A 13,241-nucleotide genomic window follows, 5' to 3' on the forward strand; every position below is an offset into this window, starting at 1 on the left:
GTGAGCATCGAAGTAGCCAACGAATCCGGCATCGACGTGTCCGAGGCCGAATTGATCAGCGTGGCACGGTTTGTCATCGCGAAGATGGACGTCAACCCCGCAGCGGAGCTGTCGATGGTGCTGCTGGACACCGCGGCGATGGCCGATCTGCACATGCGATGGATGGACCTGCCCGGCCCGACCGACGTGATGAGCTTCCCGATGGACGAGCTCGAGCCGGGGGGACGCCCGGACGCCCCGGAGCCGGGGCCGGCCATGCTCGGTGACATCGTGCTGTGCCCGGAATTCGCCGCCGAACAGGCTACCGCCGCCGGTCATTCGCTGGGCCACGAGTTGGCCTTGCTGACCATCCACGGGGTGTTGCATCTGCTGGGGTACGACCACGGCGAGCCGGACGAGGAGAAGGAGATGTTCGCCCTGCAACGCGGGCTGCTCGAGGAGTGGGTCGCCGATCAGGTCGAGTCCTATCGTCTGGACCGTCAGTTCGAACGAGACCGTCGGTTGCTGGACAAGTCAAGGTTTTTCGACGAGCCGTGAACGGATATGCTCCGCTGTTCGGCGCTGTTGCGCTGATATGCCTAGGTGGGCTGTTCGCCGCGATTGACGCCGCGATCAGCACGGTGTCACTGGCCCGTGTCGAGGAACTGGTGCGTGATCGGCGACCTGGCGCCGTGCGGCTCTCCAAGGTGATGGACAATCGGCCGAGCTACATCAACCTGGTGGTGCTGCTACGAATCACCTGTGAGATCACCGCGACGGCGCTACTGGTGTTCTTCCTGCGCCATAACGTCAGCCGGGATTGGGGATTGATCGTCGCAGTGGCGATCATGGTGGTGATCAGCTTCATCGTCATCGGTGTGGGCCCGCGCACCCTCGGCCGCCAAAACGCCTACTCCATCTCGTTAGTGGCTGCCTTTCCGCTGCAGGTGATTTCGTGGCTGCTGATGCCCATCAGCCGGCTGCTGGTCCTCCTGGGTAACGCGCTCACACCCGGACGTGGATTTCGCAACGGCCCGTTCGCCTCCGAGATCGAGCTGCGCGAGGTCGTCGACCTGGCCCAGCAACGCGGCGTGGTTGCCGCCGACGAGCGCCGGATGATCCAGTCGGTGTTCGAACTCGGCGATACTCCGGCCCGCGAAGTCATGGTGCCGCGCACCGAGATGATCTGGATCGAAAGCGACAAATCGGCCGGGCAGGCGACATCACTGGCGGTGCGCAGTGGGCATTCCCGGATGCCGGTGGTCGGTGAGAACGTCGACGACATCCTCGGCGTGGTATACCTCAAAGACCTTGTCCAGCAGACGTATTACTCGGTCAACGGAGGCCGCGACACCAGCGTGGCGCAGGTGATGCGGCCCGCGGTGTTCGTACCGGACTCCAAGCCATTGGACGCGCTGCTGCGCGAAATGCAGCGCGACCGCAACCACATGGCGCTGCTGGTCGACGAATACGGCGCGATCGCCGGCCTGGTGACGATCGAGGATGTGCTGGAAGAGATCGTCGGCGAAATCGCCGACGAATACGATGACGCCGAGACCGCTCCGGTAGAAGAGCTGGGCGACAACCGGTTCCGAGTTTCGGCGCGGCTGCCGATCGAAGATGTCGGTGAGCTCTACGGTGTGGAATTCGACGACAATCTCGACGTGGATACCGTCGGCGGCCTGCTGGCACTGGAGCTGGGCCGGGTGCCGCTGCCGGGCGCAGAGGTGATATCCCATGGTCTGCGACTGCACGCGGAGGGCGGCCCGGATCATCGCGGACGTCTGCGGATCGGCACTGTCTTGCTGAGCCGTATCGATTCCGACGGTCATGGTGCTGAGGAGACCAATGCCTGAATCACTCGACGGCGAGGACGCCAAGCTGGTGGTGCTGGCCCGCTCGGCGATGGCCCGCGCGGAAGCCGACGGTGGCGCGGCGGTGCGTGATCTCGACGGCCGTACCTACGCCGCCGCGCCGGTAAGACTTTCGGTCCTGCGGTTGACTGCCCTGCAGACGGCGGTCGCTGCGGCGGTGTCCAGTGGTGCTGCCGGGCTGGAGGCCGCGGTACTGGTGGCCGGCTCTGCCGACGACGCCGGGATCGCCGCGGTCCGCGAACTGTCCCCGACAGCGGCGATAATCCTGACCGACGGCGCCGGGAACCCGTCGTGACCGCGCCGGCTGACCGCCCATGAGCGAATTCCGTTCCGGCTTCGTCTGTTTCGTCGGCCGCCCGAACACCGGAAAGTCGACGCTGACCAATGCGCTGGTCGGCTCCAAAGTCGCGATCACGTCGAACCGGCCGCAGACCACCCGCCACACCATCCGCGGGATCGTGCACCGGGAGAACTTCCAGATCATCCTGGTCGACACGCCTGGACTGCACCGCCCGCGCACGCTGTTGGGCAAGCGCCTCAACGATTTGGTGCGCGACACCTACAGCCAGGTCGATGCCATCGGCCTGTGCATTCCCGCCGACGAGGCAATCGGCCCGGGGGACCGGTGGATCGTGCAACAGATTCGCTCCATCGCACCCAACACCGCACTCGTCGTCGTCGTCACCAAAATCGACACGGTCGCCAAGGACAAGCTGGCTGCGCAGCTGGCCGCGGTCGGCGAGCTCGTCGACCAGGCCGAGATCGTGCCGGTCTCGGCAGTCACCGGTGAGCAGATCGACGTGCTGATCGACGTGCTGGCCGCCGCACTGCCGCCCGGCCCGGCGTTCTATCCCGACGGGGAGTTGACCGACGAACCCGAGGAAGTGCTGATGGCCGAGTTCATCCGCGAGGCGGCGCTGGAAGGGGTGCGTGACGAACTGCCGCATTCGCTGGCGGTGGTGATCGACGAAGTCAACCCGCGCGAAGAGCGTGACGACCTGATCGACGTGCATGCGGTGCTGTACGTGGAGCGGGACAGCCAGAAGGGCATCGTGATCGGCAAGGGCGGTGCCCGGCTGCGGGAAGTGGGTACTGCCGCACGCGGCCAAATCGAGAAGCTGCTGGGCACCAAGGTCTACCTCGACCTGCGCGTCAAGGTTGCCAAAAATTGGCAGCGCGACCCCAAGCAGCTTGGCCGACTGGGGTTTTGACGCCGTTACCAGTGCTACTGGTAAATCTTGATGTGAGGCTGACCGTCGGTGTAGGTGATGGTGCCGTGTTCGAATTCCGCTTGCCAGCCGCCGGCAACGGCGTGTTGGTCGCTGGTCGGGTAGCCGAGCGGACCCTCGGCGCCGCCGTGGTTGAGCCACGTCAATCGGATGTCGCCGGACAGGGCATGGGCCCCGGTGCGTGGCGACCAATAGATCACCCCGGTTTGGAACTTGCTGTATTGACCGCCGTTGGGTCCCGACTGCTCATTGGAGATCGGGGCTCCAAGTGGTCCGGTCGGCCCGCCGGTTTCGTTGTATTTGTGCAGGATTACGCCTTGCACGACGAATTGTCCGCTGGGAGTGGCAATTCGGCTGGTCGACGCTGCAGTTGTGGACCCGAGGCTAGCGGGGTCGGTGCCCGAGCAGCTCACAGCCAGTGCTGCGGCAATGGCTGTAACGGCGGTGCGGGTCAGGGGTTTAGGGCGAGGCGACATCAACTGATCGATCCGAGAATCGGCTGGGATTCGATCAGCCCTTGATCGCTGGGTGCCGCGCCGTCGGTGAACACGCGGGTGTGCTGCTTGGCGCGCCACTCCAAGTGCGCGTCGGCTGGCCGATCGTAGCCGTAGCGCTCACGGGCTTCGGCCGGCGTGAGCACGACCGGGTTTTGCGGCGGCACTCCGAGTAGCACCGGGGCGACGACCGGCACCGTCGCAGGGGACAGCAGTCGTAGCACCTGGAGACGAATCGCCGGCGGGCTGACATTCAGTGCCGCAAAGGCGACTCGCAGAATCGGGACGACGGCGACATCGCTGAATCGCGACTGCCGCAACCCACCCATGGTGCGCATCCACTGCGGCATGGTGGCCATCACGCCGGCTCGCAGGGTGCGGTTGATGAGCCAGGTGAGCGGGGCAAGGTAGCGCGGCAGCGGAGAAATCAGCGCCGCGCCGTTGATCAGGTGCTTCATCGCCTGGCGGGCGATCGGCGAGCCGGACAGTTGCGGGCGCATCCGCTCGAAGTAGGCCCGGATGCCCTCCCGGCTCCGCGGCACGTCGGCCGGATCGCAGGTCTGCAACTCGGCGGCGACCGCACAGTCTTCCCAGTAGCGGGCTTCTTCCTCGGCCGAGAGCTTGCCGGGGCCGTACTTCTCGTATGCGTACAGGATGGAGTGCCAGGCGGTCAGATGGATCCACAGCTGCGAGTGCGGATCGTTCGCGTCGTAGCGTTGCCCGCTGTAGGGCTCGGTGCCGATCGCTTTGGAATGAACCTTCACCAGCACATCGGCGGCCTGCGACGTGGAGCGGGAATCGCTGAACGCCACCATCGCGAAGTAGCGCAGCGTGCGGTCGTAGCGGGTGCGCGGCCGGTTGTAGATGTCGTGCGTGTGGTCGACGGAGGCCACCAGAGCCGGATCGAGTTCCTCGATCACCACCGAGCGGATGAAGCCGACTGTGAGTGACGTCGGATAGCTCCACACTTTCCAGGTGACCGACTCCGGGCCGAAGAAGCCGTAGTCCTCGGCGGGCTCAACAGTGCGCAGGGGCATGAGGGGTCCTTCCGCGTGTCACGTTGGCAACGATTCCTACAGCAGCGTAGCATTTTCCTTCATGGGTGAAGCAACCGTCTCGCGTGCTGCCGTTCATCGGCCACGGGCGGCCCATCTTGGCCCGGAACGGCGGCGTCCGCAGGTGCTGGACGCCGCTAAGGCGATCGCACTGCACGGTGGCATCCCGGCGGTGACCATCGGCGCCGTCGCGGAGCGGCTCGGTGTGACCCGCCCCGTCGTGTATGCGTGTTTTGCGGATCGCATCGAACTGATCAAAGCCCTGCTTGCCCGCGAGGAACAAAAGCTGCTCACCGGCGTGTTGGCCGCCTATCCCACGCCCGGCCGCCGCCGCGACAGCGCACAGCAGGCGTTCGTGGGCGGTATGCAGGCGCTGCTCCGCACGGTCGCCGACCAGCCCGACAGTTGGCGGACACTGTTCTGGTGCAACCCGGGACCCGACGTCGCGGAGTTGTTCGCGCGGGGGCGCCGAAGAGTAGCCGAGCAGTTCGCCGAACTGATCCAGCCCGATTTGCAACGTTGGGATACCCGCGACGCCATGCGCAAGCTACCGGTTCTCGTCGAGTTGTTCGTCTCAATAGGCGAAGCCGGCGTGCGCAGCCTGCTCGCTCCCGACAACACCTACAGCCCAGACGAACTCGGGGAGTTGGTCGGTCGAGCGGCCTACCGCGCGATCCGCCACGCCTGACAAGCCGTCGGGCACTATCCCTCGACCGTGATCGACAGCCGCGGCTTGGGTCCGTCGCTCCGGCGGGCAACCCGGTCCCAGACCGCATCGACCAGCGGCTGCAACAGCAGCTCGCCCATCTGTCGCACCAGCACACCCACGATTTGGATGGACTCGCGGCGCTTCGTGGATGCCAACCCTGCGGCGCGCAGCATGCCGACCTCGCTGCGGGTCAGGTCGACCAATACCTCGAGCAAGTGCAGCCGCTGCTCAGACGGTTCCAGCACCGCACGTCGCACGTAGTTCACGACGGCAGGGTTGTCCTTGAGCATCTGCCGCACCGCCTCGTCACGCGCGGCAGCGATGTCGGCGGGCGTCCCATCGGAGGGTGCCGCCGCGATGGCCTGAGCGAAGTGATCCGCGACGAACCCGTCGACCGCCTCGCGCAACCCGGACTTGGTCTTGAAGTGATGCTGGACCAGCCCGAGGGTTACCCCCGCTTCGGAGGCTATGGCGCGCAACGAGACCCGCTCTTCGCCATGTTGGGCATACAGCTCGAGCGCCGCGTTGCGAATCCGCGCTTTCGCGGTCAGGTCGTCGGATGCGCGCGGGCTGACCATCCAACCGCCTCCTTCGGTCCTGTACGGCTGACTGGTATACGATACAGCTGTATCGTCGTTATAAGGAGGTTATTGCCCGTCATGTCGCAGTTGTTTCCGGATTACCGCCCGTCCTGGGAGACCGATTCTCACCGCGAGTTGCGCAAGCATGCGGCGGAGTTTTTCCGCAAGGAGGCGTCACCCAACCAGGAGCGGTGGGCCAAGCAGCACGCGGTCGATCGGGAATTCTGGACGAAGGCCGGCCAAGCCGGGCTGCTCGGCTTCGAATTGCCCGAGGAATACGGCGGTCTGGGTGGCGACTTCGGCATGCATGCCGTTGTTCAGGAGGAACTGGTCTACGCCCATGACAACGGATTTGGATTCGCGGTGCACTCGCCGATTGTGGCGCACTACATCGACGTCTACGGCAATGACGAGCAGCGTGCGCGCTGGCTTCCGGGCATCATCAGCGGCGAGTTGGTGCTGGCGATTGCCATGACTGAACCGGGGACCGGGTCGGATCTGCAGGCGGTACGCACGACCGCGATCCGCGACGGCGACGACTATGTCATCAACGGGTCGAAGACGTTCATTTCCAATGGAACTCACTGTGACCTTCTGGTCGTCGTCGCCAAGACCGACCCCGCGCAAGGCGCTGCGGGTGTGTCGTTGATCGTGGCCGAAACCAAGGACCTCGCCGGTTTTGAACGCGGCCGGGTGCTGGAGAAAATGGGTCAACACGGCCAGGACACCCGAGAGCTGTTCTTCTCCGAGATGCGGGTGCCGGTAAGCAACCGCCTCGGCGAGCAAGAGGGCTTGGGCTTCTACCAGTTGATGGAGCAACTCGCGCGGGAGCGGCTGATCATCGCAACTATGTGCTCAGCGTTAGCAGAGGCTGCGATCGTCGAGGCGGTGCGCTACTCGAAGGACCGCGAGGCCTTCGGACGCCGAATCGGCGACTTTCAACACACTGCGTTCACCCTGGCCGAGTGCAAGGCCGAGGCGTTCGCGATCAAGGCGACGGTCGACACCGCGATCCAGCAGTACATCGACGGCAAGAACGACGCCGGGACCGCGTCGATGGCCAAGCTGTTCGCCGCCGAAGCCAGCGACAAGATCGTGGACCGCTGCCTGCAGATCTTCGGCGGCTACGGCTACATGATGGAATACCCGATCGCGCAGATGTACACCGGTTCACGGGTCAACCGAATCTACGGCGGCACAAGCGAAATCATGAAAGAGATCATCAGCCGCGCAATGTGAATTACTGCGCGGGCTGTATCCCGGTGCCGGTGTTCCACCACCCTTCGGGCTGCTTGGCGGCCCAGCCGCCGACTGCCTCCAATTCCGCTGCCAGCGACACCAACAACGGCTCGCTGTTGGCCGGTCCCATCAACTGAACGCCGATCGGCAGCCCCTCAGCGGTGAACCCGGCCGGGATGTTGATCGACGGCCAGCCCAGTACGTTCCACGGCCAGGCCACTGGGCACGCCCCGATCATGACCCGGTCCGTGCCGAGGCCACCCAGACGGTCGAACGCGTGCACTGGAGGCGGCGGCTGGGCGGTCGTCGGCGCCACCACGACGTCCACGATGCGGAAGATCGAGCCGACCCGACGCTGGTCGGCGGCTTCGTGTGCGCGGGCCGCGCGCAGTATCGACTGCGACAGCAGCCGGCCCATCCGCATGTTGGACATGGTGCGCCGGTCCAGGTCGACGCCGTCGCCGAGCCGTTCGGCCCAGTCGAGCAGCCCCGAGGTGGAGCGGGCCAGGAAGTTCCACGACAACCGCAGGCCGTAATCGGGGTTGCCGGCCACCACGCTGTGGCCGAGCAGCCGCAGTTGATCGGCCACCGATTCGACGGCCGCCTTGATCTCCGGGTGCAGCCGGGCCGGAAAACCGGTGTAGGGGAACCGTGTTGACATCGCAATCCGCAGCGGACCGGGCGCGGTGCCCACGTGGTCGGACACCGTCAGTGGTGGCGGTTTGTGCAGGTCACCGTCGGCACTGCCGGACACCGCGTCCAGCAGCAGCGCGGCATCCTCGACCGTGCGGGCCAGCACGCCGTTGACCGTGATGCCGTTGAACGCCTCCGGTAGCGGCCAGGTCGAGATGCGGCCGCGCTGCGGCTTGATGCCCACCAGATGGGTCCAGGCGGCGGGAATGCGCACGCTGCCGGCGCCGTCGGAGCCGATCGCGCCGGCGACCAGACCTGCGGCCACCGCTGCGGCGCTGCCGCCCGATGACCCGCCTGGCGTGTGCTTGCGCGACCACGGGTTGCGGGTGTGCCCGAAGCCGGGTCCGCTGGTGAACGGCCATTGGCCCAATTCACAGGTATTGGTCTTGCCGACGATCACCGCGCCGGCCGCCTTGAGCCGTCGTACCACTTCGGCGTCGACGGTGGCCGGCCGGACATCTCCCGACGTGCCGAACGCGGTGGGCACCCCGGCGATGTCGACGTCGTCTTTGACCGCGATGGGGACACCCAGCAGCGGCGCCTGTTCGCCGGCGCCACGGCGCCGATCGGCCTCGGCGGCGTCGGCCAACGCGGTCTCGGTGCGGACCACACGGAACGCGTTCAGCGTCGATTGGCTGCGATCGATAGCGTGCAGTGCGCGGCGGACCAGCTCGTCGGAGCTCACCTCATTGTTGGCCAGCTGGTAGAGCTGCTCGGTCAGGGTCGGAAAGCGGGGGCCGGAAGTGCTACTCATCGGTATTAGACATTATCGGCGCGTGGGCAAGGTGATGTCGCGGCGCGATGACAAACTGGTCTGATGCGGCTGTACCGGGATCGGGCGGTGGTGCTGCGCCAGCACAAGCTCGGCGAAGCCGACCGAATCGTCACCCTGCTCACCCGCGACCACGGATTGGTCCGCGCGGTGGCCAAGGGTGTGCGGCGTACCCGCAGCAAGTTCGGCGCGCGGCTGGAGCCGTTCGCCCACATCGATGTGCAACTGCACCCCGGGCGCAACCTGGACATCGTCACCCAGGTCGTGTCGCTGGACGCGTTCGCCACCGACATCGTCAGCGACTACGGCCGCTACACCTGTGCGTGCGCCATGCTGGAAACCGCCGAACGCCTCGCCGGTGAAGAACGGGCGCCGGCCCCGGCACTGCACCGGCTGACTGTCGGTGCGCTGCGGGCGGTGGCCGATGGGCGGCGACCCCGCGAGCTGGTGCTGGATGCTTATCTGCTGCGTGCGATGAGTATCGCCGGATGGGCGCCGGCGCTGACCGAGTGTGCCCGCTGTGCCACGTCTGGTCCGCATCGGGCGTTTCACATCGCTGCCGGCGGCAGCGTTTGCGGGTACTGCCGCCCAGCCGGTTCCACCACGCCGCCGCTGGGTGTGTTGGAGCTGATGTCCGCGTTGCACGACGGCGACTGGGAGGCCGCGCAGACGGCACCGCAATCCCACCGCAGCCATGTCAGCGGATTGGTGGCCGCGCACCTGCAATGGCATCTCGAGCGGCAATTGCGGACGTTGCCGCTGGTGGAGCGGATGCAGCGGGTGGACCGTACGGTTGCCGACCGCCGGGTCTCAGTGGTCGGGCAGGATGTGGCCCATGGTGCGGAAACAGAAGCCGGCTGATTTTCCGCAGTTGCCCCCGGCGCCCGATGACTACCCGACGTTCCCGGACACCTCGACGTGGCCTGTCGTCTTCCCGGAGCTGCCGCCGTCGCCCGACGGTGGGCCGCGCCGGCCGCCGCAGCACCCTTCGAAGGCGGCACCGCCGCGGATTCCGGCCGGCCAATTGCCCGATCACGTGGCCATCGTGATGGACGGCAACGGCCGATGGGCCACGGGGCGCGGATTGCCCCGCACCGAAGGCCACAAGATGGGTGAGGCGGTGGTGATCGACATCGCTTGTGGGGCAATCGAGATCGGCATCAAGTGGCTCAGCCTGTATGCCTTTTCCACTGAGAACTGGAAGCGCTCTGCTGAGGAGGTCCGCTTTCTGATGGGATTCAACCGCGAGGTGGTGCGACGCCGGCGAGAGAACCTCAAGGATATGGGTGTGCGGATACGCTGGGTGGGATCGCGGCCACGGCTGTGGCGCAGTGTCATCAAGGAATTGGCGATCGCCGAAGAGATGACGTGGAACAACGACGTCATCACCGTGAACTACTGCGTCAACTATGGTGGCAGGACCGAAATCGCCGAAGCCGCAAGGAATATCGCGTGTGAGGCGGCCGCCGGCAAGCTCAACCCGGAGCGGGTCAGCGAGGCGACGATCGCCAGCCACCTGCAGCGGCCCGACATTCCCGACGTGGACCTGTTGCTGCGCACCTCGGGCGAAAAGCGGTCCAGCAACTTCATGTTGTGGCAGGCGGCCTACGCCGAGTACATCTTTCAGGACAAGCTGTGGCCCGACTACGACCGCCGCGACTTGTGGGCGGCCTGCGAAGAATATGCTTCCCGTCACCGACGCTTCGGGACCGCCTGATGTCGTCGTTGCAGGAGCGGTTGGCGTCGGTACTCGGCGCGGTGTTGCGCGTCGAAGAGGAAGCCGACGGCGCGCTGACAGTGCGCCACGGCGGGACGTTCGCGTCGCTGCGAGTGGTGACCATTGTCGAGGATCTCGACCTGGTGTCGCTGACCCAGGTGCTGGCGTGGGATCTGGTGCTCAACAAGCAGGTTCGCGATCGAGTAGCCGCGCAAGCGGACAGCACCCTGTTGGGCTCGGTGGCATTGGTGGAGAAAGTCAGGGAGGTTACCGCCAAGCGCAACTCCGGAAAAACCGCCGACGTGATGTTGCGCTACAACTTTCCGGGCGCCGGTCTGACCGACGACGCGCTCCGTACGTTGATTTTGATGGTGCTGGACAAAGGGGCCGAGATCCGCAGCGCACTGACTGCTTAGCATTTCGTCTGGCCGCCTTCCCCGCGAGCGTGCGTGTCCCCGGTCGACACGCCGTGCAGTTTCCCGGGTTTTCGCACGCTCGCCATCGGGGTAGGCACTTACCTTCGACACTCCGAGCAGGTGCCGAAGATCTCGATGGTGTGGCTGACGTCGGAGAACCCGTGTTCGGCAGCAACCTGCGCGGCCCACTGTTCGACGTCGTGTCCGGCGACTTCGACAGTGGACCCGCAGCTGCGGCACACCAGGTGATGGTGATGGTGCTCCGAGCAGCGCCGGTAGACCGTTTCCCCGGTGTCGGTGCGCAGGGTGTCGAGCAATCCGGCGGCCGACATCGACTGCAGCGTCCGGTACACGGTGGTCAGGCCGATGTTCTCACCACGCCGGCGCAGCTCGTCATGCAGCTCTTGGGCCGACCGAAACTCGTCGAGGGTGTCCAACAGCGTCGAGATCGCTGCCCGCTGCCGGGTGGAGCGCACACTGGCTCTGGTCATGAGCGCCGCTCCTCCTCATCGCTTCGCTCTGCATCGTCGCCGGCGCGGGTCATGAGCGCCGGTCCTCACCGGCGTGGGCGACGGCGTCGACGACGATGTGTGCCAAATGGTGGTCGGCCAACCGGTAGAGCACTTCGCGGCCCGACCGTTCCCCGGTGACCACCCCGGCGGCCTTGAGGATCTTCAGATGCTGGCTCACCAGCGGCTGCGGCACGCCCAGCGCGTCGACCAGCTCGTGCACGCAACGCTGGGATTCGCGTAACTGCAGCACGATGGCGATGCGTACCGGCGCGGCCAGCGCCCGCAGCAGCTCACCGGCGGCGTCGAGGATCTCCCGCGACGGTGGCGCGGGGAATGCCGCCGATCCGCTGTGTTCGTGGCTGCCGACCAGCTCGTCGCCGTCGGCGGCCATTGAGGTCGAGGGGGACATGCCATCACCTGCGCTGTTGGGAAGCTATGGGAACCGTTATCGGTTACTTCCACTGTCACATGCGCACTGATGCATGTCAAAGGTGCCCGGGGTCGGTCGCTACGATGACGGTGCTCAACGCCCCATCGACAACAGGAGAGCAGCACCTCGTGGCGTCCGTCATCGACACTGTCGTGAACCTGGCCAAACGACGCGGCCTGGTCTACCCGTCCGGGGAGATCTACGGCGGCACCAAATCGGCTTGGGACTACGGACCGCTGGGGGTGGAACTCAAGGAGAACATCAAACGGCAGTGGTGGCGCTCGGTGGTCACCGGCCGCGACGACGTCGTCGGCCTGGACTCCTCGATCATCCTGCCGCGCGAGGTGTGGGTTGCTTCCGGACATGTCGAGGTGTTCCACGACCCGCTGGTCGAGTCGCTGATCACGCACAAGCGCTACCGCGCCGACCACCTCATCGAGGCCTACGAGGCCAAGCACGGTCATCCGCCGCCGAACGGTCTTGCTGATATCCGCGACCCGGAGACCGGTGAGCCCGGTCGGTGGACCGAGCCGCGCGAGTTCAACATGATGCTCAAGACCTACCTCGGGCCGATCGAAACCGAGGAGGGGTTGCACTACCTGCGGCCGGAGACCGCGCAGGGCATCTTCGTCAACTTCGCCAACGTGGTCACCACAGCGCGCCGCAAGCCGCCGTTCGGTATCGGGCAGATCGGCAAGAGCTTTCGCAACGAGATCACCCCCGGCAACTTCATTTTCCGGACCCGCGAGTTCGAGCAGATGGAGATGGAGTTCTTCGTGGAGCCGTCCACGGCGCGCGAGTGGCATCAGTACTGGATCGACGAACGACTGTCCTGGTATGTCGATTTGGGTATCGACGGGGACAATCTGCGGCTGTTCGAACATCCCGCGGACAAGCTGTCGCACTACTCCGACCGCACCGTCGACATCGAGTACAAGTTCGGCTTCCAGGGCAACCCGTGGGGTGAACTGGAAGGCGTGGCCAACCGCACTGACTTCGACTTGTCCACGCACGCAAAACATTCCGGTGTCGACCTGTCCTTCTACGATCAGGCCACCGACAGCCGCTACGTGCCCTATGTGATCGAGCCGGCGGCCGGGTTGACCCGCTCGTTCATGGCATTTCTGATCGACGCCTACCACGAAGACGAGGCGCCGAATGCCAAGGGCGGCATGGACAAACGCACGGTGCTGCGGCTGGATCCGCGGCTAGCGCCGGTCAAAGCCGCCGTGTTGCCGCTGTCGCGGCATGCCGATCTCAGCCCCAAGGCGCGTGATCTGGCCGCCGAGTTGCGCAAGTGCTGGAACGTCGATTTCGACGACGCCAGTGCGATCGGGCGGCGTTATCGGCGCCAAGACGAGATCGGGACGCCGTTCTGCGTGACAGTGGATTTCGATTCCCTCGAGGATCATGCCGTCACCATTCGGGAGCGCGACGCGATGACTCAGGACCGGGTAGCGCTCGACGGCGTGGCCGACTATCTCGGGGCCCGCCTACGAGGCTGCTAATTTTTGCGCGAGCGTGCGTGTCCCCGGGCGACA

At 65.7% G+C, this 13,241-nt stretch carries 16 protein-coding genes; 10 read left to right on the plus strand and 6 right to left on the minus strand.

What is annotated here, in order from left to right:
• The 4 genes from ybeY to era are packed head-to-tail and all read left to right on the plus strand — an operon-like array spanning nucleotide 1 to nucleotide 3,064.
• Nucleotides 1-537 carry an rRNA maturation RNase YbeY gene (gene ybeY / locus AC5Y5W_RS22900; protein WP_500012953.1) on the plus strand — a complete coding sequence of 179 codons (537 nt, stop codon included), beginning with the start codon at nucleotides 1-3 and terminating at the stop codon, nucleotides 535-537.
• Entirely contained in the window at nucleotides 534-1,835 is a 1,302-nt protein-coding gene (locus tag AC5Y5W_RS22905; protein WP_500012955.1) for a hemolysin family protein, read from the plus strand. Before ybeY ends, AC5Y5W_RS22905 begins: the two co-directional genes overlap by 4 nt.
• Nucleotides 1,813-2,148, plus strand: a complete 336-nt coding sequence (locus tag AC5Y5W_RS22910; RefSeq protein WP_500012994.1) for a cytidine deaminase-like protein — start codon at nucleotides 1,813-1,815, stop codon at nucleotides 2,146-2,148. Before AC5Y5W_RS22905 ends, AC5Y5W_RS22910 begins: the two co-directional genes overlap by 23 nt.
• Before the next feature lie 19 nt (nucleotides 2,149-2,167).
• Entirely contained in the window at nucleotides 2,168-3,064 is an 897-nt protein-coding gene (gene era / locus AC5Y5W_RS22915) for a GTPase Era (RefSeq protein ID WP_500012957.1), read from the plus strand.
• Between the two features lie 14 nt (nucleotides 3,065-3,078).
• On the opposite strand, the gene AC5Y5W_RS22920 is transcribed toward era, so the two are convergent.
• Both AC5Y5W_RS22920 and AC5Y5W_RS22925 read right to left on the minus strand, forming a co-directional pair.
• Nucleotides 3,079-3,405 (minus strand): LGFP repeat-containing protein, encoded by a 327-nt coding sequence (locus AC5Y5W_RS22920; RefSeq protein WP_500012959.1) that lies wholly within the window; start codon nucleotides 3,403-3,405, stop codon nucleotides 3,079-3,081.
• A gap of 152 nt (nucleotides 3,406-3,557) precedes the next feature.
• Nucleotides 3,558-4,613, minus strand: coding sequence for an oxygenase MpaB family protein (locus AC5Y5W_RS22925; RefSeq protein WP_500012961.1), 1,056 nt, complete (start codon nucleotides 4,611-4,613; stop codon nucleotides 3,558-3,560).
• A 61-nt stretch (nucleotides 4,614-4,674) separates the two neighbouring features.
• Here AC5Y5W_RS22925 and AC5Y5W_RS22930 point away from each other — a divergent pair, with 61 nt between their 5' ends.
• On the plus strand, nucleotides 4,675-5,319 hold the full coding sequence (locus AC5Y5W_RS22930; protein WP_500012963.1) for a TetR/AcrR family transcriptional regulator: 645 nt from the start codon (nucleotides 4,675-4,677) through the stop codon (nucleotides 5,317-5,319).
• A gap of 14 nt (nucleotides 5,320-5,333) precedes the next feature.
• On the opposite strand, the gene AC5Y5W_RS22935 is transcribed toward AC5Y5W_RS22930, so the two are convergent.
• Nucleotides 5,334-5,918 (minus strand): TetR/AcrR family transcriptional regulator, encoded by a 585-nt coding sequence (locus AC5Y5W_RS22935; RefSeq protein WP_500012965.1) that lies wholly within the window; start codon nucleotides 5,916-5,918, stop codon nucleotides 5,334-5,336.
• Between the two features lie 81 nt (nucleotides 5,919-5,999).
• On the opposite strand from AC5Y5W_RS22935, the gene AC5Y5W_RS22940 reads away from it, so the two are divergent.
• The gene (locus AC5Y5W_RS22940) at nucleotides 6,000-7,160 is read left to right on the plus strand and encodes an acyl-CoA dehydrogenase family protein (RefSeq protein WP_500012967.1); all 1,161 of its coding nucleotides are present in this window, start codon (nucleotides 6,000-6,002) and stop codon (nucleotides 7,158-7,160) included.
• Between the two features lies 1 nt (nucleotide 7,161).
• Here AC5Y5W_RS22940 and AC5Y5W_RS22945 read toward each other — a convergent pair whose 3' ends face one another.
• Nucleotides 7,162-8,607 carry an amidase gene (locus tag AC5Y5W_RS22945; RefSeq protein ID WP_500012969.1) on the minus strand — a complete coding sequence of 482 codons (1,446 nt, stop codon included), beginning with the start codon at nucleotides 8,605-8,607 and terminating at the stop codon, nucleotides 7,162-7,164.
• Nucleotides 8,608-8,670: 63 nt separating this feature from the next.
• On the opposite strand from AC5Y5W_RS22945, the gene recO reads away from it, so the two are divergent.
• The 3 genes from recO to AC5Y5W_RS22960 are packed head-to-tail and all read left to right on the plus strand — an operon-like array spanning nucleotide 8,671 to nucleotide 10,758.
• Nucleotides 8,671-9,486 (plus strand): DNA repair protein RecO, encoded by an 816-nt coding sequence (gene recO / locus AC5Y5W_RS22950; RefSeq protein WP_500012971.1) that lies wholly within the window; start codon nucleotides 8,671-8,673, stop codon nucleotides 9,484-9,486.
• Nucleotides 9,461-10,342, plus strand: a complete 882-nt coding sequence (locus AC5Y5W_RS22955; protein WP_500012972.1) for a decaprenyl diphosphate synthase — start codon at nucleotides 9,461-9,463, stop codon at nucleotides 10,340-10,342. The genes recO and AC5Y5W_RS22955 overlap by 26 nt, the downstream gene beginning before the upstream one ends.
• Nucleotides 10,342-10,758 (plus strand): hypothetical protein, encoded by a 417-nt coding sequence (locus AC5Y5W_RS22960; protein WP_500012974.1) that lies wholly within the window; start codon nucleotides 10,342-10,344, stop codon nucleotides 10,756-10,758. The genes AC5Y5W_RS22955 and AC5Y5W_RS22960 overlap by 1 nt, the downstream gene beginning before the upstream one ends.
• A gap of 98 nt (nucleotides 10,759-10,856) precedes the next feature.
• On the opposite strand, the gene AC5Y5W_RS22965 is transcribed toward AC5Y5W_RS22960, so the two are convergent.
• Both AC5Y5W_RS22965 and AC5Y5W_RS22970 read right to left on the minus strand, forming a co-directional pair.
• Nucleotides 10,857-11,249, minus strand: coding sequence for a Fur family transcriptional regulator (locus AC5Y5W_RS22965; protein WP_500012976.1), 393 nt, complete (start codon nucleotides 11,247-11,249; stop codon nucleotides 10,857-10,859).
• Between the two features lie 49 nt (nucleotides 11,250-11,298).
• Nucleotides 11,299-11,679 carry an ArsR/SmtB family transcription factor gene (locus AC5Y5W_RS22970; RefSeq protein ID WP_500012978.1) on the minus strand — a complete coding sequence of 127 codons (381 nt, stop codon included), beginning with the start codon at nucleotides 11,677-11,679 and terminating at the stop codon, nucleotides 11,299-11,301.
• Between the two features lie 104 nt (nucleotides 11,680-11,783).
• Here AC5Y5W_RS22970 and AC5Y5W_RS22975 point away from each other — a divergent pair, with 104 nt between their 5' ends.
• Nucleotides 11,784-13,208: a glycine--tRNA ligase gene (locus tag AC5Y5W_RS22975; RefSeq protein ID WP_500012980.1), complete on the plus strand. Its 1,425-nt coding sequence runs from the start codon at nucleotides 11,784-11,786 to the stop codon at nucleotides 13,206-13,208.
• Nucleotides 13,209-13,241 lie beyond the last annotated feature (33 nt).

It is taken from the genome of Mycobacterium sp. NGS51 (assembly GCF_059812525.1).

Excerpts from the sequence above, each read along its gene's own strand:
- era (WP_500012957.1), top strand. The coding sequence starts at position 2,168 with ATGAGCGAATTCCGTTCCGGCTTCGTCTGTTTCGTCGGCCGCCCGAAC.
- AC5Y5W_RS22925 (WP_500012961.1), bottom strand. The coding sequence starts at position 4,613 with ATGCCCCTGCGCACTGTTGAGCCCGCCGAGGACTACGGCTTCTTCGGC.
- AC5Y5W_RS22930 (WP_500012963.1), top strand. The coding sequence starts at position 4,675 with ATGGGTGAAGCAACCGTCTCGCGTGCTGCCGTTCATCGGCCACGGGCG.
- AC5Y5W_RS22935 (WP_500012965.1), bottom strand. The coding sequence starts at position 5,918 with ATGGTCAGCCCGCGCGCATCCGACGACCTGACCGCGAAAGCGCGGATT.
- AC5Y5W_RS22940 (WP_500012967.1), top strand. The coding sequence starts at position 6,000 with ATGTCGCAGTTGTTTCCGGATTACCGCCCGTCCTGGGAGACCGATTCT.
- AC5Y5W_RS22945 (WP_500012969.1), bottom strand. The coding sequence starts at position 8,607 with ATGAGTAGCACTTCCGGCCCCCGCTTTCCGACCCTGACCGAGCAGCTC.
- recO (WP_500012971.1), top strand. The coding sequence starts at position 8,671 with ATGCGGCTGTACCGGGATCGGGCGGTGGTGCTGCGCCAGCACAAGCTC.
- AC5Y5W_RS22955 (WP_500012972.1), top strand. The coding sequence starts at position 9,461 with ATGGTGCGGAAACAGAAGCCGGCTGATTTTCCGCAGTTGCCCCCGGCG.
- AC5Y5W_RS22960 (WP_500012974.1), top strand. The coding sequence starts at position 10,342 with ATGTCGTCGTTGCAGGAGCGGTTGGCGTCGGTACTCGGCGCGGTGTTG.
- AC5Y5W_RS22965 (WP_500012976.1), bottom strand. The coding sequence starts at position 11,249 with ATGACCAGAGCCAGTGTGCGCTCCACCCGGCAGCGGGCAGCGATCTCG.
- AC5Y5W_RS22970 (WP_500012978.1), bottom strand. The coding sequence starts at position 11,679 with ATGTCCCCCTCGACCTCAATGGCCGCCGACGGCGACGAGCTGGTCGGC.
- AC5Y5W_RS22975 (WP_500012980.1), top strand. The coding sequence starts at position 11,784 with ATGACGGTGCTCAACGCCCCATCGACAACAGGAGAGCAGCACCTCGTG.